17 protein-coding genes are annotated in these 19,885 nt (G+C 72.1%); 9 read left to right on the top strand and 8 right to left on the bottom strand.

Going from position 1 to position 19,885, the window contains the following annotated elements:
- The first annotated feature begins 79 nt into the window (after positions 1-79).
- A complete protein-coding gene (locus ACZ6JY_RS38900; RefSeq protein WP_469204041.1) occupies positions 80-1,081 on the top strand; it encodes a helix-turn-helix domain-containing protein in 1,002 nt (333 codons plus the stop codon).
- A 515-nt stretch (positions 1,082-1,596) separates the two neighbouring features.
- Positions 1,597-2,304 carry a PepSY domain-containing protein gene (locus tag ACZ6JY_RS38895; RefSeq protein ID WP_469204039.1) on the top strand — a complete coding sequence of 236 codons (708 nt, stop codon included), beginning with the start codon at positions 1,597-1,599 and terminating at the stop codon, positions 2,302-2,304.
- 80 nt (positions 2,305-2,384) lie between these two features.
- Here ACZ6JY_RS38895 and ACZ6JY_RS38890 read toward each other — a convergent pair whose 3' ends face one another.
- From ACZ6JY_RS38890 to ACZ6JY_RS38865, 6 genes are all read right to left on the bottom strand, one after another.
- The gene (locus ACZ6JY_RS38890) at positions 2,385-3,062 is read right to left on the bottom strand and encodes an HAD family hydrolase (protein WP_469204037.1); all 678 of its coding nucleotides are present in this window, start codon (positions 3,060-3,062) and stop codon (positions 2,385-2,387) included.
- Between the two features lie 31 nt (positions 3,063-3,093).
- Positions 3,094-4,044 carry a dihydrodipicolinate synthase family protein gene (locus ACZ6JY_RS38885; protein WP_469204035.1) on the bottom strand — a complete coding sequence of 317 codons (951 nt, stop codon included), beginning with the start codon at positions 4,042-4,044 and terminating at the stop codon, positions 3,094-3,096.
- Positions 4,041-5,048, bottom strand: coding sequence for an oligopeptide/dipeptide ABC transporter ATP-binding protein (locus ACZ6JY_RS38880; protein WP_469204033.1), 1,008 nt, complete (start codon positions 5,046-5,048; stop codon positions 4,041-4,043). The genes ACZ6JY_RS38885 and ACZ6JY_RS38880 overlap by 4 nt, the downstream gene beginning before the upstream one ends.
- Positions 5,045-7,018, bottom strand: a complete 1,974-nt coding sequence (locus tag ACZ6JY_RS38875) for a dipeptide/oligopeptide/nickel ABC transporter permease/ATP-binding protein (RefSeq protein ID WP_469204031.1) — start codon at positions 7,016-7,018, stop codon at positions 5,045-5,047. The genes ACZ6JY_RS38880 and ACZ6JY_RS38875 overlap by 4 nt, the downstream gene beginning before the upstream one ends.
- Position 7,019: 1 nt before the next feature.
- Entirely contained in the window at positions 7,020-7,970 is a 951-nt protein-coding gene (locus tag ACZ6JY_RS38870) for an ABC transporter permease (protein ID WP_469204029.1), read from the bottom strand.
- A gap of 78 nt (positions 7,971-8,048) precedes the next feature.
- On the bottom strand, positions 8,049-9,641 hold the full coding sequence (locus tag ACZ6JY_RS38865) for an ABC transporter substrate-binding protein (protein ID WP_469204027.1): 1,593 nt from the start codon (positions 9,639-9,641) through the stop codon (positions 8,049-8,051).
- 193 nt (positions 9,642-9,834) lie between these two features.
- Here ACZ6JY_RS38865 and ACZ6JY_RS38860 point away from each other — a divergent pair, with 193 nt between their 5' ends.
- From ACZ6JY_RS38860 to ACZ6JY_RS38850, 3 genes are all read left to right on the top strand, one after another.
- Positions 9,835-10,581: a FadR/GntR family transcriptional regulator gene (locus ACZ6JY_RS38860; RefSeq protein ID WP_469204025.1), complete on the top strand. Its 747-nt coding sequence runs from the start codon at positions 9,835-9,837 to the stop codon at positions 10,579-10,581.
- Positions 10,582-10,756: 175 nt separating this feature from the next.
- Positions 10,757-11,746, top strand: a complete 990-nt coding sequence (locus ACZ6JY_RS38855; protein ID WP_469204023.1) for an acetylxylan esterase — start codon at positions 10,757-10,759, stop codon at positions 11,744-11,746.
- A 143-nt stretch (positions 11,747-11,889) separates the two neighbouring features.
- Positions 11,890-13,329 carry a sialidase family protein gene (locus ACZ6JY_RS38850; RefSeq protein ID WP_469204021.1) on the top strand — a complete coding sequence of 480 codons (1,440 nt, stop codon included), beginning with the start codon at positions 11,890-11,892 and terminating at the stop codon, positions 13,327-13,329.
- Here ACZ6JY_RS38850 and ACZ6JY_RS38845 read toward each other — a convergent pair.
- On the bottom strand, positions 13,319-14,014 hold the full coding sequence (locus tag ACZ6JY_RS38845) for a FadR/GntR family transcriptional regulator (protein WP_469204019.1): 696 nt from the start codon (positions 14,012-14,014) through the stop codon (positions 13,319-13,321). The genes ACZ6JY_RS38850 and ACZ6JY_RS38845 overlap by 11 nt on opposite strands.
- A gap of 155 nt (positions 14,015-14,169) precedes the next feature.
- On the opposite strand from ACZ6JY_RS38845, the gene ACZ6JY_RS38840 reads away from it, so the two are divergent.
- The 4 genes from ACZ6JY_RS38840 to ACZ6JY_RS38825 are packed head-to-tail and all read left to right on the top strand — an operon-like array spanning position 14,170 to position 18,304.
- A complete protein-coding gene (locus tag ACZ6JY_RS38840; RefSeq protein WP_469204017.1) occupies positions 14,170-15,129 on the top strand; it encodes a dihydrodipicolinate synthase family protein in 960 nt (319 codons plus the stop codon).
- Positions 15,126-16,076: an ROK family protein gene (locus ACZ6JY_RS38835; protein WP_469204015.1), complete on the top strand. Its 951-nt coding sequence runs from the start codon at positions 15,126-15,128 to the stop codon at positions 16,074-16,076. Before ACZ6JY_RS38840 ends, ACZ6JY_RS38835 begins: the two co-directional genes overlap by 4 nt.
- Positions 16,073-16,789, top strand: a complete 717-nt coding sequence (locus ACZ6JY_RS38830; protein WP_469204013.1) for an N-acetylmannosamine-6-phosphate 2-epimerase — start codon at positions 16,073-16,075, stop codon at positions 16,787-16,789. The genes ACZ6JY_RS38835 and ACZ6JY_RS38830 overlap by 4 nt, the downstream gene beginning before the upstream one ends.
- A gap of 39 nt (positions 16,790-16,828) precedes the next feature.
- Entirely contained in the window at positions 16,829-18,304 is a 1,476-nt protein-coding gene (locus ACZ6JY_RS38825) for a sialate:H+ symport family MFS transporter (RefSeq protein WP_469204011.1), read from the top strand.
- Positions 18,305-18,314: 10 nt separating this feature from the next.
- On the opposite strand, the gene ACZ6JY_RS38820 is transcribed toward ACZ6JY_RS38825, so the two are convergent.
- Entirely contained in the window at positions 18,315-19,850 is a 1,536-nt protein-coding gene (locus tag ACZ6JY_RS38820; RefSeq protein WP_469204009.1) for an alpha/beta hydrolase, read from the bottom strand.
- Between the last annotated feature and the right edge of the window lie 35 nt (positions 19,851-19,885).

Here is a 19,885-nt window from a genome sequence, read left to right as displayed (position 1 = left end):
GATCGACTGCGTCCATCGTGGCGCGGACAGGTGAGCCGCCGTGAGTGTCCGAAACGACAGCCCCCGTACAATTACGGACATGACATCAGTAGCGCTGGCCGTCACCGACGGGATGCTGCACTTCGAACTCTCCATCGCCCACGAGGTGTTCGACGCCCCGCCGGCCGGTGTGGCCGGTCCCTGGTACGACTTCGACATCTGCGGATCGGCGGCGGTCACGGTCGGCCGCTTCAGGCTCCAGCCCGAGCACGGCCTCGACCGGCTCCGGCGTGCGGACACCGTGATCGTCCCCGGCTGGGCCGACGTGGACGTGGACCCGCCGTCCTGCCTGGTCGACGCGGTGCGGGCGGCCCACGATGCGGGCGCGCGCGTGGCCTCCTTGTGCACGGGCGCGTTCGTACTGGCCGCCGCGGGTCTCCTGGACGGCAGGCGGGCGACCACGCACTGGGCCCACACCGAAGCCCTGGCCGCCCGTCACCCCCGGGTGGAGGTCGACCCGGACGTCCTGTACGTGGACAACGGCAGCGTGCTCACCTCCGCGGGCAAGGCCGCGGCCATGGACCTGTGCCTGCACCTGGTCCGGCTCGACCACGGCTCCGCGGTCGCCAACGCCGTCGCCCGCCGCCTGGTCGTGCCGCCGCACCGGGCGGGCGGCCAGGCCCAGTTCGTCACCACGCCCGTCCCGGCGAGGGACGACCACGCGCTCGCCACCCTGTTCCCCTGGGTGCTCGAACGGCTCGACCAGCCGCTGACCGTGGAGGACCTGGCGCGCAGGGCGGGCATGAGCTCGCGCAGCCTGGGCCGGCACTTCAGGGCGGCGACCGGCACCACGCCCCTGCAATGGCTCCTGACACAACGCATCCGCAGGGCCCAGGAGCTGCTTGAGAAGACCGACCGCGGCATGGACGCCATCGCGACCGCCACAGGGATGGGCACGGCCACGACATTGCGCCGCCACTTCAACCGCACCCTGGGCGTCCCACCGGACGCCTACCGCCGCACCTTCCGTACGCGCCCACGCCCCGGCCCCGACGCCGACGGCCCCGGCGGCTCGTACCGCGCACCAGGCAAGGCGGTCTGAGGCGGCGGTCCGGCGCGGGTGGTGCAACTGGCCTCCGGAGGCGTACGGCTCACCGCCCGATTCCCCGGCACGCGGTCGTGGTGGCCGAGTCGGTGACTCCGGCGGCCATGTCGCACAGGAGGTCCATCCGGTACGACGGCCGTGGGCGAGGCCGCGCTTCGGGCGCCGCGGGCCTCGGGCGCTGTGCGCGCCGCGGGGCGGCCGAAGGGCGGCGTACGGGGTCGCTGGGCCGGCCGGCCGACGCCGGAGGCCGCGGATCGGCGCCGTCCACCGCCCGCTCGAACCGCGCGGGCGTCCTCCCCCTCTTCGTCTGGTCACGCCCCTCCGGCTTGCCCCTCCGGCTTGCGCCTGTCGACCGGGGCGTCCGGAGCCGCGGAGCCGACCGGCGGTCTCGTGGAGGGCGACGATCCGGTGGCGCACGGGCTCAACCCTCCCGCAGGCCCGCCCCCGAAGGAGGGTGCCGCGCGGGCGGGGCGTGGCGAGCAATGCAAGGACATTTCGCTTAACGTGCTCGTATGGTGACAAAACGAAGTAGTTCTGCTCGGCGGTGCCGGACCTCGGCCGTCTCGCGCGGCGCCGGGGTGCTGTGTGCCGCCGCCGTCGCGGGAGCCCTGCTCACCGGCTGCGGCAGCGACGACAAAGACAACGACAGCGGCACGAAGGCCGGCGCGGGTGAGGCGGCCGAGGCGCCCGTGACCACCGCGGCGACCTCCGCCTCCGCGACCGACGGCAACCTCACCGACGACCAGGCCGAGCGCAAGGACCTCATCCCGAAGGCCAAGGTCGGCTACGACAAGGCGCTGCGTACCGCTGTGGCGGCCGTGCCGGAGTCGAAGCCCGTCTCGATCGAGCTCAAGGGCCCGCCCGACAGCCCCAGGTGGGACGCCGAGGTGGCCACGGACGACGGCACCGAACACACCGTCCGCGTGGACGCGGTCACCGGCAAGGCCGGGCAGACGCGGGCCAAGGACGACCAGGACGCGGACGACAAGCGTGAGCTCGCGGACTGGCTGAAGAAGGCCACCGTGACCGCGCCCCAGGCCGCGAAGACCGCCACGGACAAGAAGAAGGGCACCGTCAGCGCCGTCGAACTCGACGACACCGACCAGGGCGGAGTGATGTGGTCCGTCGACGTGGTGACGACCGACGACTGGAACAAGACGACCTACGACATCGACGCGACCAACCGCAAGGTCCTCCGGGAGCACGTGGACGGGGACTGACGGGCGAACACCGGAAGTGAAGGCCGCGCGGCTCCGACAGAAGCCCGCGCGGCCCCGGACGCCGCGGTCACGCGTGCGGGTCAGCCACGGTCCGCGTGTGCCCGCGCCCCGCCCGGCCGCGCGAAGGCGACTATCTCGGCGGCGGCTTCGCCCAGGCTCCGGAAGTGCCGGTGGACGCCGGCCACCGGGTCGGCGGCGTTGACGCCCCACACCGTCATCCCGGCCCGCAGCCCGGCCTGGACCCCGGACGGCGCGTCCTCGACGACCAGGCAGTCCTCGGGCCGGGCGGCGAGGCGTTCGGCGGCCAGCAGGTAGGGCACGGGCGACGGTTTGCCCTCGCTCACCGCGGCGGCGTCCACGACGACGGGCGGTACCGGCAGGCCCGTACGGGCGAACCGGCCGCGCACCCGGTGCTCGTAGTTGGAGGTCACGAGCGCCCAGGACCCCGGCGGCAGGGCGGCGAGCAGCTCCGCCGCGCCGGTGAACGCTCCATAGACACCCGACCGCACGTCATCGTCCTCCAGGGCGTGCAGCGCGGCCAGACACGCATGGGGGTCGCGGTCCGGAGCGACCTGCGCGAACGTCTCCATCGGCCGCGTCCGCAGCGCTACGCGGTAGACCGCCTCGGCGTCCAGGCCGTGCTGCCCGGCCCACGTGGCCCAGACCCGGCGTTGGTTGTCGACGGCGTCGATCAAGGTGCCGTCGACATCGAACAGGACGTACTTCTCGGGGGCGGGCGGAGCCGGTTCACTGGTCACCCGATGATCTTGCCAGGAAGCGCGGAGACGTTCACCCGCATTCGCACCGCGCGAGGGCCAGTCCCGCTCCCTCCAGGCACCGCGCGACCGCCGCGGTCTCGCTCTCGTCCAGGCGTCGCATGGGCGGGCTCATCACGTTCGTGGCGATGATGCCGCGCAGCATCAGGGCCGTCTTGAACGCGCCGAGCCCCGCCGCCGTCGCGGACGCCGTGCCGGGGTCGGCCGCGGCGATGATGCCGAACAGCGCCACGAGGCGGTCCTGTTCGGCCTTCGCGGCCTGCCAGTCGCCGCGTACCGCCGCCCGGTGCAGGCGCACGTACCCGTGCGGGTCGACGTTGCCCAGGCCGGGGACCGAACCGTCGGCGCCGGACAGCATCATCGCGTCGACGACCAGCTCATGGCCGGTCAGGAGGGAGAAGTCGGGCAGGTCGCGGGCGCCGAGAGCCAGGCGGCGGAAGGAGCCGTCGTCGCCGCTGGAGTCCTTCACGCCGGCCAGGACGCCGTCCGCTGCCAGCGGCAGGAGCAGCTCCGGGTCCAGCTTGCTGTGGACGCAGACCGGTACGTCGTAGGCGAGGAGGGGCGCATCGACGGCCGCGGCGAGCTCGCGGAAGTGGCGGTCGATCTCCGTGGCGTGGGTGCGGGTGTAGAACGGGGCGGTGGCGACGACCGCGTCGGCGCCCAGGCCGGTCGCGGCGCGCGCCCGTTCGATGGCCCGGTTCGTGGTCGTCTCGATCGCTCCGACCAGGACGGGCACCTGGCCCGCCGACGAGGCCGTGATCACCTTGATGACCTCGTCCTGCTGTCCGGGCGTCAGGTATGCCGTCTCGCCGGAGCTGCCGAGGGCGAACAGGCCGCTGACACCGCCGTCGATGAGGTGGCCGACGACCCGCTCAAGTGACGGCCGGTCGATCTCTCCGTCCGCGCCGAGCGGGGTGACGACGGGCGGGATCACACCGGAGTAGCGGGGGGTACGGGCGGTCATGCGGTGCTCCTTGCGGACGGTACGGGCGCCGGGGCTTCAGCCGGGGCGGCGGAGTTCTGGGGGTGGACGCAGTGCCAGCGGTGGCCGTCCGCGCCGAGGCCCGGCGCGGGGAAGACGGTGGCGCAGGCGTCGTCGGCCTTCCAGCAGCGGGTGCGGAACGGGCAGCCGGACGGCGGATGCGTGGCCGAGGGCACCGGCCCTGTCAGCACGATGCGCTCGGTCGCCTCAAGGAGGCTGGGGGTCGCGGACAGCAGCGCCTCGGTGTACGGGTGCGCGGGGGAGCCCGCCACGTCGGCGGCCCGGCCCTCCTCGACGATGCGGCCGAGGTAGAGCACGGCGATGCGGTCGGCGAGGTAGCGCACGGTCTGGATGTCGTGCGAGATGAACACCATGGCGAGGCCGAGGCGTTCCCGGAGGTCGACGAGGAGGTTGAGGACCTGGGCGCGTACGGACACGTCGAGCGCGGAGGTCGGCTCGTCGGCCACGATCAGCTCGGGTTCGAGGGCCAGGGCGCGGGCGATGGCGACACGCTGGCGCTGGCCGCCGGAGAGCTGGCCGGGCAGCGCGCCGAGGGTGTGTCCCGGCAGGCCGACGAGGCCGAGGAGTTCCCTGACCCGAGCCTCCCGTTCCGTACGGGTGCCGCGGCGGTGCACGTCCAGCGGGTCGCGCAGGATCTGCCGGACGGTGAGCCGCGGGTTGAGCGCGGTGGAGGGGTCCTGGAAGACGACGCCGACGGCCGAGCCGAAGTCGTCGCGGCGCCGGGTCGCCGACATCTCCCACAGGTCGTCGCCGTGGAAGCTGACCCGGCCCTCGGTGGGCTTCTGGAGTCCGGTGAGGACCCGGGCGAGCGTGGACTTGCCGCAGCCGGACTCGCCGACCAGGCCGACGATCTCGCCGCGCCCGACCTCCAGCGTGGCGTCGGTGAGGGCGTGCACGGAGTCGCGGTGGAAGACGCCTCCGCTGCGTGCCTTGTGTCGTACGTGGACGCCGTCGAGCCTGATCACAGGGCGCTCCCCTCCAGCTGTGCGGTCCGCGCGGGGTGGTGGCAGGCGAAGCCGTGGTCGTCCGCGGTGCCGCGCGGGGTGAGTGCGGGTGTGGTGGTGCGGCACAGGGTGTCGGCCATGGCGCAGCGCGAGGCGAACCGGCAGCCCGTGCCGAACTCGCGCGGCGCGGGCACGATGCCGCGGATCTGGTGCAGCCTGTCGGCGCCGGCCTCAAGGGAGACGACCGAACCGAGGAGGCCGCGGCTGTAGTGGTGGGTGGGGTCGGTGAGCACGGAGCGGGTGGCCCCGATCTCGGCGAGACGGCCCGCGTACATCACCGCCACGCGGTGCGAGAGGTCACCGACGAGCGCGAGGTCGTGCGATACGAGGACCATGGCGAAGCCGAGTTCGTCGCGGAGCCGGATGAGCAGCTCGACGACCTGGGCCTGCACGGTGACGTCGAGAGCGGTGGTCGGCTCGTCCGCGATGAGCAGCCGGGGGTCGCGGGAGAGGGCCATGGCGATGAGCACGCGCTGGCGCTGGCCGCCGGAGAGCTCGTGGGGGTAGCTGCGCAGGGTCCGCTCGGGCGAGAGACCGACGAGGTCCAGGAGCTCGGCAGGGGACTTCGTGCCGCCGCGCGAGGTCAGTTGCCTGAGCTGGGTGCCGACGACGACGGAGGGGTTGAGGGAGGAGAGCGCGTCCTGGTAGACCATCGCGATCTCCGGGCCCATCAGGACGCGGCGCTGCGCGGGGGAGAGCTTCAGGAGGTCGCGGCCGCGGTAGCGGATCTCGCCGCTGACTTCGGCGTTGCGGGCGAGCAGGCCCATGACGGCGAGGCTGGTGATGGACTTGCCGCAGCCGGACTCGCCGACCAGGCCGAGGGTCTCGCCCTCGTGGACGGTGAAGTCGAGCGCGTCGACGACGGGGGTGTCCCCGTAGCGGTCGGGGAAGCGGATCGACAAGTCGCGTACGACGAGGAGCTCGGCGGCGTCGGCCCGTACCGGGGTGATGCCCGGTTCGGTGGCGTTGACCCGGCGCGCGAGCTTGGCCAGGGCGGCGTCGACGTCGACGTGGGCTTCCGCGGGCCCGGCGGCCGCAGCGCCGGTGCCGGCGTCGTCCGGGCCGGCTTCGGTACGGGCGTGCTTCGGCGCGGCCGAGGCGTCGGTGAGGCCCTCGGAGAGGATGTTGAGGGCAAGGACCGTGATCAGCAGCGCGAGGCCGGGGAAGAAGGTGGCCCACCAGCCGCCCGCCAGGAGGATCTGACGCCCGTAGGCCAGGACGCTGCCCCAGCTCGGGTCGGGGTCCTGCACTCCGGCGCCGATGAACGAGAGGCTGGCCTCGAAGATGATCGCCTCGGCGACCATCACGGTGGCGAACACCATGACGGGAGCCATGCAGTTGACGGCGACGTGGCGGAGCACGATGTAGCCGCGGCGGGCGCCGATGACCTTCTCGGCGGCCACGTAGTCCTCGCCGTACTGCGACAGCACGTTGGCGCGCACCACGCGGGCGAGCGAGGGGGTGTAGACGAAGGCGATGGTGAAGATGATGACCGGGACGCTGGTGCCGAAGACCGCGACGAGCACGGCGGCGAGGGCGATCGGCGGGAAGGACATCACGACGTCGAGGGTGCGCATCACGCTCTCGTCGCCGAGCTTGCGCGAGGTGGCGGCGACCGATCCGAGCAGTGCGCCGACGACGAGGGCGACGGCGGTCGCGCCGAGCCCGATGACCAGGGAGTAGCGCGAGCCGTGGACGACACGGGCGAAGACGTCGCGTCCCGCCCGGTCGGTGCCGAACCAGTGGTCGCCGTCGGGGCTCAGCACCGGCGTGCCGGTGGTGAGCGGATCCTGCGTGAGCAGCGGCGCGAACACCGCGGCGAGGATGACGACGACCAGTACGCCGAGGGCCACCCGGGAGGTGAGGGGCAGGGCGCGGAAGGCGATGCCCGGCCGTGAGAGCTTCTTGGTGAGAGTGCCGGTGGCGAACATGTCACACCGTCCTGATGCGCGGGTTGACCAGCAGGTAGAGCAGGTCGACGATGACGTTGACCACCAGGAACGCGATGGCGATGGTCAGTACGGTGCCCTGGACCAGGGCGACGTCGCCGCCGGTGACACCTTCGAGGATGAGCTTGCCCATGCCGGGCAGGTCGAAGATCGCTTCGATGACGACGGCGCCGCTGAGCAGATAGCCGACCTTCACACCGAGCACGGTGAGCGGGGTGACCAGGGCGTTGCGCAGCACCGAGCGGATGACGAGGAAGGTCGGCAGGCCGTTGCCGCGCGCGGTGCGGACGTAGTCCCGGTCGAGTTCGGCGACCATCGAGGTCCGCACGAGGCGCGCCAGCGACGCGGCCACGGGTACGGCGAGGGAGAACGCGGGCAGCGCCATGGTGGTGAGCCAGCCGCTGAAGGAGTCCGCGGGGTTGGTGTATCCGCCGGTCGGGAAGATCCGCACGTTCAGGGCGAACTGCTGGATGAGCAGCACCCCGAGCCAGAACGAGGGGATGGCGACGCCCGCCATGGAGAACACCCGGAAGAGCTGGTCGGGCCAGCGGTCGCGGTACATCGCGCCGAGGACGCCGGAGACGACGGCGAGGACGACGGCGAGGAGCAGGCCGAGGAAGGTCAGCTGGAGGGTGAGCGGGAAGGCGGCGCCGATCCGGTCGGCCACGGGCTGGCTCGGCGGGACCGTCACCCCGAGGTCGAAGTGGAACAACTGGCCGAGGAAGTCGAAGTACCGCACGGGCAGCGGGTCGTTGAGGCCGTTGGCCTCGGCGAAGGCCTCGCGGGCCGCGGGACTGGCGCTCTCCCCGAGCGCGTTGAAGGCCGGGTCGGCCGGCGAGAACTGCAGCACCACGAAAACCAGCAGCGCGATGCCGAGGATCATCACCGGCATCATCGCGACGCGGCGCAGCGCGAGCCGGAGAAAAGCAACCATCGTCGGGTTCCTTGCGGTCGGGCGAAGGGGGCCGGGGCTCCTGTGCGGGGCCCCGGCCGGGTGTACAGGGGTGGCGGGTCAGGCGCGGCCGACGTCCAGGAAGGACAGGCCGGTGGTGGGCAGCGGCTTGAAGCCGGGCAGGGACTTGGTGGTCCAGGCGGTGGGCAGCTTGCGGTGCAGGATCGGGTAGAGCGCGGCCTCGTCGGCGACGAGGTCGGTGACCTCGCCCCACAGCTCCTTGCGCCCCTTCTCGTCGGCGGTCCGTGCCGCCTTGTCGAGGGTCCGTCTGACCTTCTTGTACGCGGCGGACTTGGTCCAGCCGTAGCGCTTCTCGGGCCAGAAACCGTAGTAGAACCAGCGCAGGAGGAGGTCGGCGTCGTTGCCGAAGACGGACGGGTCGCCGGGGGCCACCAGGACGTCGAAGTCACCCTTGTCGACCTTCGCGTACTGCGCCGGGGACTGGGCGATGCTCAGGGTCACCTTGACGCCCGCCGCCTCCCAGCTCTCCTTGAGCAGCGGGGCGATGTCCTTGACCCAGCCGGTGTCGGTGGTCAGCACGGTGAAGGAGAGCTTCTCGGCGCCCGCCTCGGCGAGCAGCTCGCGCGCCTTGGCTGTGTCGTGCGTGTAGACGGTGGCGGCCCGGTGGTAGTCGGGGTGGGTGTCGGGGACGTAGCCGGTGGCCGCTTCGGCGTTGCCGACCATCGCGGTGGAGATGATCTTCTTGGTGTCCAGCGCGTAGTGCAGTGCCTGGCGCACGCGCTTGTCGGCGAACCGCTCGTCGGCGGTGTTGAACATCAGGAAGAGCAGGCCGAAGGACTGCACCGACTCGGTCCTCGCGGCGCCCGCGAGCCGTTTGACGTCGATGTAGGGCACGTCCTCGATGGCCTGGACCCGGCCGGACTCCATGGCGCTGACGCGCGCGGAGGGGTCCGACATCAGACGCCAGATCATCTTCTTGGCCTTGGCAGGGTGGGAGCCGTTGTACTTGTCGTACGCCTCGAAGACGATCTTGTCCTCGCGGACCGCCTCGACGAACTTGTACGGCCCGGAGCCCACCGGCTTGGCGTCGAACGCCTTGGGATCGGGCTCGACGATCTTCTTCGGGACGATCCGGGCCACGGCGATGCGGGACGGGAAGAGCGCGAAGGGGTGCTTGAGCTTGAACTCCACCGTGTGCGCGTCCACCGCCTTCACCGTGTCGATGAAGGGCACGAACTGCGCCATCAGTGACGCGTTCCCGGGGTCCAGGATGCGTTCGAAGCTGAACACCACGTCCTCGGCGGTGACCGCCGAACCGTCGTGGAAGGTCGCGCCCTCGCGGATCGTGGCCCGGTAGGTGACGGCGTTGATCTTCTTGGGCATCTCGGTGGCGAGGGCGGGCCTGGCCACAAGGGTGACGGGGTCGAGGTCGACCAGGCCCTCGAAGATGTGCATGTTCGCCGCGTAGGGGGTGGCACCCGACGTGATCATGGGGTCGAAGCCGGTCGACAGCGGGTAGGAGAGGCCGGCCTCGATCAGGCCGCTGTCGCCGCCGCCCGATCCGCCGTCGGCGTTCGAGGAGGGGCCGCCGCAGGCCGAGAGGCTCGCCGTGACGGCTGCCGCCGTACTGATGGCGGCGGTGTAACGCAGGAAGGTGCGGCGCTCGACACCGGCTGATCTCAGCTCGGGCACGGGTCCTCCAGGGACATCGAAGAGAAGGAAAGGCAGGCAGAACGGGCGGGCGGCGAAACGGCCGGAGGAGACACAGGAATCGCCGGGACCGAAACCGAACAACCGCTCAGGACAACTGTCAGGCGTAAGACGTCAGATGTCTGATGGCTTGATAGCGTGGGAAGGTAGCCCGACAATCGAGAGGGGTCAAGAGGTGGCGAGTTCACCCAAGCCCGGTGCGAAGCCCGGCCGGCAGCTGCTCCGCCAGGAAGTCGTCGAGGGCATCAAGCGCTACATCCTTGAGGAGCGCCTGCACCCCGGGGACCCGCTGCCCACCGAGACGGCACTGTGCGAGGCGCTGGGCGCCAGCCGCTCCAGCGTGCGTGAGGCCGTCAAGATCCTCAACGCCCTGGACATCGTCGAGGTCCGGCACGGTCACGGCACCTACGTCGGCCGCCTCAGCCTCTCGGCCCTGGTGGAGAGCCTGACCTTCCGCGGACTGCTCTCGCCCGGCGACGACTTCCAGGTCCTCGCCGACCTCGTCGACGTGCGCGAACTGGTCGAACGCGGCATGGCCGACAGGATCGTCAAGCGGCTCAGCCACGACCAACTCGACGCGCTGGAACGGCACGTGGCCGCCATGCGCGACCAGGGCGCGGGGGAGGGGCGCGGCTTCGTCGAGGCGGACCGGGCCTTCCACGCGCTCCTCGTGGAACCGCTGGGCAACGAGCTGATCGAGCAGCTCTCCATGGCCTTCTGGGACGTGTACGCGATCGTCGCGCCGCATCTGGACGGGTTCACCCACGCCGACGAGACCGAGACGATCGCCGCGCACCAGAACATCGTGGACGCCGCGCGCGCCGGTGACGTCGCGGGCTTCATGAAGTCCCTCGGCGAGCATTACGCACCGGTGCGGCGCCGGATCTCCGAGGCGCGCACCAGGGAAGCCCAACAGGGCTGACCTGCGCCTCCATCCTGCCAAGGGCTCCGCAGCCGCGCACCGACCGCCGGCCGGAGCCCTTGACGGTTGTCGCGGGGGCTGCCTAGGGTCCCGACTGCCGCCAGGACATCAGACGTCTTCTGTCCTTCTGTCGGGGTCGGCGTTCACCCATCGGTCGCCTCAGAAGGGCACATCCATGCCGTTGACGGACCTCTCGCTGGAGGACTGCCGTGCCTACCGGCCCGAACTCCCCGAGCCCGCCGGGTTCGACGTCTTCTGGTCACGGACTCTGAGCGAGGCCCGCGCGGCCGGGACGGGGCAGGTGGGCAAGCCGGCCTTCAGCCCCGTCGACACCGGGCTCACCCAGATCCGTACGTACGAGGCGACCGTCCCCGGCTTCGACGGACAGCCGGTGCACGGCTGGCTGCACCGACCCGCAGGGGCGGCCGAACCGCTGGGCTGCGTCGTGGAGTTCGTCGGGTACGGCCGCGGGCGGGGGCTGCCCCACGAGAGCCTGTTCTGGGCGTCCGCCGGCTACACCCACCTGATCGTGGACACCCGCGGCCAGGGCTGGTCGGCCGCGACCGGTGTCACCCCCGACGCGCACGCCGGCGCGGCGGGCACCGTGCCCGGCTTCCTCACCCGGGGCGTCGAGAGCCCCGAAACCCACTACTACCGCCGGGTCTTCACCGACGCGGTGCGCTGCGTGGAGGCGGTGCGCGAACACCCCGAGGTCGACCCCGAGCGCATCGTCGTCACCGGGGTCAGCCAGGGCGGCGGCATCGCCCTGGCCGTGGCGGGGCTGGTGCCGGGGCTCGCGGGTGTGATGCCGGACGTTCCGTTCCTCTGCAACATCCGCAGGGGAGCGGAGATCTCGGCCCGGCCGCCGTACACGGAGATCGCCGAGTACCTGCGGCTCCACCGCGACCGCGCCGAGACGGTGTTCACGACCCTCGCGCACTTCGACGCGGCCCTGTTCGCCGCCCGCGCCACCGCTCCCGCCCTGTTCTCCGTCGCGATGATGGACGACATCTGCCCGCCCTCCACGTGCTTCACCGCCTACAACCACTACGCGGGACACAAGGACGTACGCGTCTACGACTTCAACGGCCATGAGGGCGGCGGGGCGTATCAGCAGCGGGAGCAACTGGCCTGGGTGCGTGCCCTGTTCGCCGCCGACCAGTAGCACTCGCGGTCGGGTCCGCCGCGCGCCGGTGGCCACAGGGCCCAGGTCCCGCCGCGCCGCTCCTCACGACCCACTCCTCCCTCCTCCAGGCTCCCTCCTTCTCCTTCAGGCTCCCTTTTTCTCCTTCAGGAAAGAGATCGCCCATGCAGCGAAAAGTCTCTGTCGCCCTGCTCTCCGCCGCCCTGCTCGTCATCTCCGTGACCGGCACCGCACACGGCGCCCCCGCCGCCTCCGGCGAACTGACCTCGCAGGACCTGACCGCCAACGGGGTGGGCTCGCCCTACTACCGCATCCCCGCCCTGACCACCTCCGTCAAGGGCACGGTGCTCGCCGCCTACGACGCCAGGCCCACCCTGGGCGACCTGCCGGGGAACCTCGGGATCGTCCTGCGCCGGAGCACAGACGGGGGCAAGACCTGGCAGGCGCAGCAGGTGGTGCGCAAGGATGCCGCGCCCAAGGGGCACGGCGACCCGAGCCTGCTGGTCGACCGCACGACGGGCCGCATCTTCGTCTTCTACGCCTCCTCGGTGAACCAGGGCTTCTTCGGCTCGGGCACCGGCAATGACGAGAGTGACCCGGACATCCTCCAGGCCGACTACAGCTACTCGGACGACGACGGACTGACCTGGACCCACCGCCGTATCACCAAGCAGATCAAGAACCCCGCGTGGGCAGGGATGTTCGCGGCCTCCGGTGAGGGCATCCAGCTGCGGCACGGCCCGCACAAGGGCCGGCTGATCCAGCAGTACGCCGTCCGCGTCAGCGGCGCCAACTACGCCGCCAGCGCCTACAGCGACGACCACGGAGAGACCTGGAAGATGGGCAACCCGGTCGGCCCTGGCGGCGACGAGAACAAGACCGTCGAGCTGTCCGACGGCAGGATCATGCTCAACAACCGTTCCAAGCCGTACCGCACGATCGCCTACTCGACCGACGGCGGAGTCAACTACACGCCGTTCAAGCAGGACGAGCAGCTCCCCGACCCGGCCAACAACGCCTCGGTCACGCGCTACGACGCCGGGGCCCCGGCCTCGGACCCCAAGTCGTCGTGGCTCCTCTTCAGCAACACCGAAGACACCTCCGCGCGGCGGAACCTGACGGTGAAGATGTCCTGCGACAACGGCAGGACCTGGCCGATCCGGAAGGTCGTCGACCCGGGCGCCGCCGCCTACTCGACGCTGACCAGGCTGCCCGACGGCCGCGTAGGACTGCTCTACGAGCGCGGCGACTACGCGCACATCACCTACTCCGCCTTCGACCTGAAATGGCTCGGCGGTACCTGCGCGGACATCACGATCACCCCGCCCGCGACCCTGAAGGCGGGTACGAGTACGGAGATCACCGTCCGGGTGGTCAACCGGATGGACGTCCGCCGTGCCCAGGGGACGGTCGACCTCACGGTGCCCGGCGGCTGGACGGCACGTCAGGCCGTGGTGCCCGCCCTCGACCCGGGGCAGGGCGCCAACGTGAAGGTCCCGGTGACCGTGGCCGCGGGCGCCTCGGGCGGCGTCAAACTCACCGCCGCCTACCGGACCGGGGGCAAGCTGGCTTCGGGCAGCGCGACGGTGACCGTCACTCCGTAGCCCCCGCTTCCAGGCGGGTGCGGATGCCGTCGAAGTGGGTCCGCATGGCACGCACCGCGCGGTCGCCGTCGCCCGCGGCGACCGCGTCGACGATCTCGCGGTGCTGCACGCAGGTGGCGACCGGGTCCTGGTGACCGTCGTCGAAGTCCTCGCGCACGCGGTCCATGGCGGCCCAGAAGGCGTCGAGCACCTCGCTGAGCAGGTGGCTGTCGAGCGCGGCGTAGAGCGCGAGGTGGAAGGCGCGGTCGGTGGCGCGGGCCACGCGGCCGCCGACCGCCTCGCGCTCCATCTCCGCCACGAGGGCACGCAGGACATCGAGATCCTCGGCCGGGACGCCGGCGGCCACCGCGCCGACCAGGCCCGCCTCCAGCGCCTCCCGCACCTTCATCAGCTCCAGGAGGCCCGGTTCGCCCTGGCCGTGCCGTACGGCCGCGCGGAAGGCGAGGCCCTCGGCGAAGGGCGACAGCGAGAGCGAGCCGACGAAGGTGCCGTGGCCCCGGCGGATCTCCACGACGTTGACGGCCTGAAGCGCCTTGAGGGCCTCGCGCACCGAGACCCGGCCGACCCCGAAGAGCTCCATCAGCTCGGCCTCGGTGGGCAGCGGGTCGCCCGGCGCCAAGCGGCGCTCCAGGATCAACTCCTTGAGCAGGCGCTCGGTGTCCTGGGCCATGGTCGGGCGAGCCACAACTTCCTCCTGAACTGGGCTTTGCCCCTTGACCGGTGGCAGGAGCATCTGTTTAAGGTGAGCGAGACATAGGACATCTTACGTCCCACGTCGGATCCGTGTCACCGCTTCGAGCGCGCGGATCGCTGTTCCCACCTGAGCTGGAGTTCCTCACCATGTCTCTGTCCGCACCGCTGCGCGGCGTCGTCCCGCCCGTCTGCACCCCGCTCGACCACCGGGGAGACATCGACACCGCGTCCCTCGCCCGGCTCGTCGAGCACCTCATCGGCGGGGGAGTGCACGGACTCTTCGCCCTCGGCTCCACCAGCGAGGTCGCCTACCTCACCGACGCACAGCGGGCCACGGCGCTCAAGACCGTCGTCGACACCGCCGCGGGCCGCGTCCCCGTCCTCGCCGGGGTGATCGACACGACGACCGCACGCGTCGTCGAGCACGCCAAGGCCGCCGCAGGACTGGGCGCGGACGCCCTCGTCGCGACGGCGCCCTTCTACACCCGCACCCACGGCGCCGAGATCGCCGGGCACTTCCGCAGGCTGCGCGCGAGCGTGGCCCTGCCGCTGTTCGCCTACGACATCCCGGTCGCCGTCCACAGCAAGCTCGCCCCCACCCTCGTCCGCGCGCTCGCCGAGGACGGCACCCTCGCCGGGCTGAAGGACAGCAGCGGCGACGAGGGCGGCCTGCGCCGCCTCATCGTCGAACTCGGCGGCCGCGAGGGCCGCGCCGCGGGCCCCACCCCCGCCTTCAGCATCCTCACGGGCTCCGAACTCACCGTCGACGCGGCCCTGCTCGCCGGAGCCGACGGCGTCGTCCCCGGCATCGGCAACGTCGACCCGGCCGGGTACGTGCGCCTCTACGAGGCCGCGCGGGCCGGCGACTGGACGCTCGCCGCGAAGGAGCAGGAGCGGCTCATCGATCTCTTCGCCATGGTCGACGTCGGCCCGGAGGCCGACATGGGCCGCAGCTCCTCCGCGCTCGGCTCGTTCAAGGCGGCCCTGCGCCTGCTCGGTGTCATCGAGTGCGGCGACACCGCCTTCCCGCAGATCCAGCTCTCCGACGAGTCGGTCGCGCAGGTCGCGGAGCGGCTCCGCGCGGCCGGTCTGCCGCCGGTCCGATGAGCTCCGCCACCCTGCCGGACGGCGCCGTGCGCGTCGGACTCGACCTCGGCGGCACGAAGATCGCCGCCGCACTGGTCGGCGCGGACGGCACCGTCCACGCCCGGCACACCCGCCCCACCCCGGCCCGCGACGGCGCCGACGCCGTCCTCGACGCACTGGCGGCAGCGGCAGCGGAGGTCGACCCCGGCCGCCGCGCCACGGCGCTGGGCGTCGCGGCCGCGGGCGTCGTCGACCCGCGCACCGGCCGGGTCACCAGCGCCACCGACTCCATCCGCGGCTGGGCCGGCACGGCACTGGCCGCAGGGCTCGCCGACCGCACCGGACTGCCGGTGGCCTGCGACAACGACGTACGGGCGACGGCGGGCCCGGAGCTGGCCGCGCTGGACGCGGAGGACGGTTCGCTGCTGTTCGCCGCGATCGGGACCGGCGTCGGAGGTGCCGTCGCCGTCGACGGGCGGATGCTGCACGGCGCCGCGGGCATCGCGGGCCACCTCGGGCACGTGCCCAGCGCGTGGGCGGCCGGACTGCCCTGCACCTGCGGCGCCACGGGACACCTGGAGGTCATCGCCTCCGGGCCCGGCATCACCGCCCACTACGAGCGCCTCTCCGGCACCGCCGCCGACCGCCTGGAGACCGTCGCCGCCCGCGCGAAGGAGGGGGACGAGGCCGCCGTCCGCGCCATCACCACCGGCGCGGCGGCCGCAGGTCAGGCACTCGGCGGCCTCGCCAACGCGCTGGGCCCTGACCGGGTCGTCGTCGGCGGCGGCGTCCCCCGCATCGGCCCCCTCCACGGGGACGCCCTGGCCGCCGCCTTCACCGCCGAACTCATGCCGCCGCTGCGCGGCCTCGTCCCCCGAGCCCCCCTCTTCGGGCACGACGCGGCGGTGCTCGGCGCCGCCGCCCTCACCGCAAGCCTGCCCCTCCACCACCCGGGAGCCCTCCGATGACCGCACAGTCCACGCCCCCGCAGCGGCCGAAGTGGACCGCGTCCGCGCTGTCCGACGCACTCCGGGGCCGCCTGATCGTCTCCTGCCAGGCACCGCCCGGTGACCCGATGCGGGACACCGGCACCCTCGTACGGCTCGCCCGCTCGGCGGCGGCCGGCGGCGGCGCCGCGATCCGCGCCAACGAACCCGAGGTCGTCGCCGCGGTCACCGCCGCCGTCGACCTGCCGGTCATCGGCCTCTGGAAGGACGGCGACACCGGCGTCTACATCACCCCGACCGTCCGGCACGCCCTGGCGGTCGTCGAAGCGGGCGCCACCGTCGTCGCCGCGGACGCCACCGACCGGCCGCGCCCCGACGGCTCGACCTTCGCGGAACTCGTCACCGCGGTCCACGCGGGAGGCGCGCTCGTGATGGCGGACGTCTCCACGCTCGCCGAAGGCATGGCCGCGGCCGTGCAGGGCGCCGACTTCGTCTCCACCACCCTGTCCGGCTACGTCCCCGGCACACCGGAGCAGGACGGGCCCGACCTCGTGCTGGTCGGCGCGCTGGCCGCCGAGACCGACGTGCCCGTCGTCGCCGAAGGCCGCGTCCAGACCCCGGAGCAGGCCGCCGAAGCCCTGGCCCGCGGCGCCCACAGCGTCGTCGTCGGCACCGCCATCACCGCCCCCACGGCCCTCACGGCCCGCTTCGTGGCGGGCCTTCCCCGCCACTGACGAGGCCTACGCAGCCCTGCCCCGCACCATGGAGTCACCGTGCAGACCTCAACACCCGCCGCGCCCCCCTGGTACCGCGAGATCAGCGGCACCCAGTGGAAGTCGTTCTTCGCCGCCTGGATCGGCTACGTCCTCGACGGCTTCGACTTCGTCCTGATCACCCTGGTCCTCACCGAGATCAGCGACGAGTTCGGCCTGAGCACCGTCCAGGCCGCAAGCCTGATCTCCGGCGCGTTCATCACCCGCTGGCTCGGCGGCGCGGTACTCGGCGCCCTGGGCGACAGGTACGGCCGCAAGGCCTCCATGGTGCTGAGCATCCTGCTCTACTCCCTGGGCACCTTCGCCTGCGGGTTCGCCTGGGACTACCACAGCCTCTTCGCCGCCCGGCTCGCCATCGGCATGGGCATGGCCGGTGAGTACAGCGCCAGCGCCACGTACGTGATGGAGAGCTGGCCGGCGAAGCTGCGCAGCCGGGCGAGCGGCTTCCTCATCTCCGGCTTCTCGGTGGGTTCCGTCCTCGCCGCGCAGGTCTACAACTGGGTGGTGCCCTCGCTCGGCTGGCGGTGGATGTTCTACCTCGGGCTGATTCCGATCGCCGTCGCGCTGTGGATGAGGCGCGCGCTGCCGGAGGCGGCGGAGTGGACGGAGTCGGTCGCCGACAAGGGCGCCAAGCCCAACCCGTTCCGCCCCCTGTTCGCCACCCGCGCCCGTGCCACCGCCAACGTCGCCCTGACCGTGGTCGCCACGCTCTCGCTGTTCATGGTCTTCACCCCGGCCGGTGAGGGCATGGTGGCCGTGCTGTCGGTCGTCGCCGGTCTGTCGCTCGCCGCCTTCGCCGTCCAGCTCGGCGGCAAGCGGGGCTGGGCCCTGTACCTCTCGATGATCGTCACGCTGTTCTTCGCGTTCCTCTACTCCTGGCCCATCCAGGCCCTGCTGCCCACCTACCTCAAGACCGAGCTGGGCTACACCACCGACCAGGTCACCGACGTCCTGTACTTCGCGGGCTTCGGCACCATGGTGGGCTGCTGGACGGCGGGCTTCCTCGGCGACTGGATCGGCGCGAAGAAGGCGTACGCGCTGACGCTGCTCGCCTCCCTCGCCTTCGTCTACCCGGTGTTCGCCGTGCACGACAACCTGATGCTGCTCGGCGTCCTGCTCTTCCTCCTCCAGGCGACGAGCTTCGGCATCTCCGGCCTGCTCCCGCGCTACATCGGCGGCCACTTCCCGACGCACAGCCGGGGCGCGGCACTGGGCTTCACGTACAACGTGGGCGCACTGGGCGGAGCGGTCGCCCCGGTACTCGGCGCCCACCTGGCCTCAGGCATGGACCTGGGCCAGGCCCTGGCCGTCCTGACCTTCGCGGGCACGGTGATCGTGGTGCTCCTGGTCGGCTTCGACGTCCCGGCCCGTCTGAACCGCCTCCTGGACCCGGACGCGGAACCGGACCACCTGGCGGCGGAGTCGTCGGCGGCGCGGCCGGGCGCACCCGAGCCCGCGAAGGTGAACGTTCACTGACGCACCGCTCCTAGTTCCGGCAGGTCACGTCCCGCTCGGGCAGCCGGCCGTCGGCGAGGTAGGCGTTGACCTGCCGGTCCGCGCAGGCGTTGCCGTACTCGCCGAAGATGCCGTGCTGCCTGGCGCCGGGGACCGTCACCAGGCGGGAGTGCGACCACCGGTCACGCACCTGCCGCGCGCCGGAGTAGACGGTGCGGGGATCACCGGTGGCGTTGACCAGCAGGGCCGGTACGTCGTTGTCGACCACGGTCGGCCTCTCGGCCGGCGCGCCCCAGAACTCGCACGCGTTGACGTTGTACGCCAGCGGAGCGGCGAAGGGAGCCTCGGCGCGGCGGGCCTGGATGTCGCGCCAGTAGCTCTCGGTGCCGCGCTTCGCCGCCACGTCACCGCACATGATGGCGGCCTGCACGCTGCCCTGCCGCGATCCGGCCTTCGTGGTCAGCGCCGACAGCATCTCTGCCATCACCGCGCTCGGCACGGCATGTTCGCGGTCGGCGGCGCGTACGAGGGTCCGGGTCGCGGTGGCCAGCTCGGTCCGCGAGTCGTCGAGGTCGCTGCCGAGCAGGCCGAAGTAGAACAGCGGCACGGAGTGTTCGTCGAGGCGGAACTCCCCGACCCGCAGCGGCTTCTCGGCCGCGGCCCGCTGGACGCGTCGCACGGTGGAAAGGACCGCTTCGGTGGTGCGGCCGAGGTGGTGGGCGTCGTGCCGGGCGGCGGTCCAGGCGGCCCAGGAGCGCAGGGCACGCTCGTTGGCTCCCGCGGCGTCGGCGAGCAGCGTCTGGGTGTACCTGGCGGGGTCGATGACACCGTCAAGCACCATGCGGTCGGTGCGGCCGGGGAACAGCTCGGTGTAGACCTGGCCGAGGTAACTCCCGTACGAGTAACCGAGGTAGGAGATCCGCTCGGCGCCCAGCGCGGCCCGTACGACGTCCATGTCGCGGGCGGTGTTGCGGGTGCTGACATGGGGCAGCACATCGCCGTTCGTACGGCGGCACCGCTCGGCCAGGTCCCGCTGGCGGGCGACCGAGCGCTTGAACGACGCCCGGCTCTCACCGGCCGAGACGACCATCGAGCCGATGTCCCAGCCGCAGTCGAGCGGCGTCGAACGGCCGACGAACCTCGGGTCCACGCCGACGAGGTCGTACTTCTTCGCCACCTCTCCCATCGCCGCGCCGACGGTCAGCGGCATGTCCAGGCTCGGTCCGCCGGGGCCGCCGTTGTTGAGCAGGAGCGGTCCGGCGCGGTGCGCGGTGCCGGTGGCGCGGAGCCGGGAGACGGCGATGGTGATGGTCCGGCCGCCGGGGTCGTCGTAGTCGAGGGGCACGGTGAGGTCGGCGCACCGGGCGCCCCCGTCGTCGAGTCTTTTTCCTGTGGCGTCGTCGGCGCCCAGCGCACAGTCGTGCCAGTCGATGCTCTGGGTGTAGTACCGCCCGAGCTTCGTCGGCTTCCCGGCCGTGTCGGCTGCCGCGGTGGGTAACGCTCCCGCGCCCACGGTCAGCAACACGGCCCCGGCTATGGCTGCTCGCCCGTACATGGTCATTCGCATGCACGGCACGCTAAGCCGCGCATGCGCCTCGTTTC

The organism is Streptomyces sp. NPDC046335 (assembly GCF_055587985.1).
The sequence above is the reverse complement of the archived record's forward strand: the minus strand, read 5'-3'. Positions and strand labels throughout refer to the sequence as shown.

Bases quoted from the DNA above. Each gene is read 5' to 3' on its own strand.
- ACZ6JY_RS38820 (WP_469204009.1), bottom strand. From the start codon at position 19,850: ATGCGAATGACCATGTACGGGCGAGCAGCCATAGCCGGGGCCGTGTTG.
- ACZ6JY_RS38850 (WP_469204021.1), top strand. From the start codon at position 11,890: ATGCAGCGAAAAGTCTCTGTCGCCCTGCTCTCCGCCGCCCTGCTCGTC.
- ACZ6JY_RS38870 (WP_469204029.1), bottom strand. From the start codon at position 7,970: ATGGTTGCTTTTCTCCGGCTCGCGCTGCGCCGCGTCGCGATGATGCCG.
- ACZ6JY_RS38835 (WP_469204015.1), top strand. From the start codon at position 15,126: ATGAGCTCCGCCACCCTGCCGGACGGCGCCGTGCGCGTCGGACTCGAC.
- ACZ6JY_RS38895 (WP_469204039.1), top strand. From the start codon at position 1,597: ATGGTGACAAAACGAAGTAGTTCTGCTCGGCGGTGCCGGACCTCGGCC.
- ACZ6JY_RS38855 (WP_469204023.1), top strand. From the start codon at position 10,757: ATGCCGTTGACGGACCTCTCGCTGGAGGACTGCCGTGCCTACCGGCCC.
- ACZ6JY_RS38900 (WP_469204041.1), top strand. From the start codon at position 80: ATGACATCAGTAGCGCTGGCCGTCACCGACGGGATGCTGCACTTCGAA.
- ACZ6JY_RS38885 (WP_469204035.1), bottom strand. From the start codon at position 4,044: ATGACCGCCCGTACCCCCCGCTACTCCGGTGTGATCCCGCCCGTCGTC.
- ACZ6JY_RS38840 (WP_469204017.1), top strand. From the start codon at position 14,170: ATGTCTCTGTCCGCACCGCTGCGCGGCGTCGTCCCGCCCGTCTGCACC.
- ACZ6JY_RS38875 (WP_469204031.1), bottom strand. From the start codon at position 7,018: ATGTTCGCCACCGGCACTCTCACCAAGAAGCTCTCACGGCCGGGCATC.
- ACZ6JY_RS38830 (WP_469204013.1), top strand. From the start codon at position 16,073: ATGACCGCACAGTCCACGCCCCCGCAGCGGCCGAAGTGGACCGCGTCC.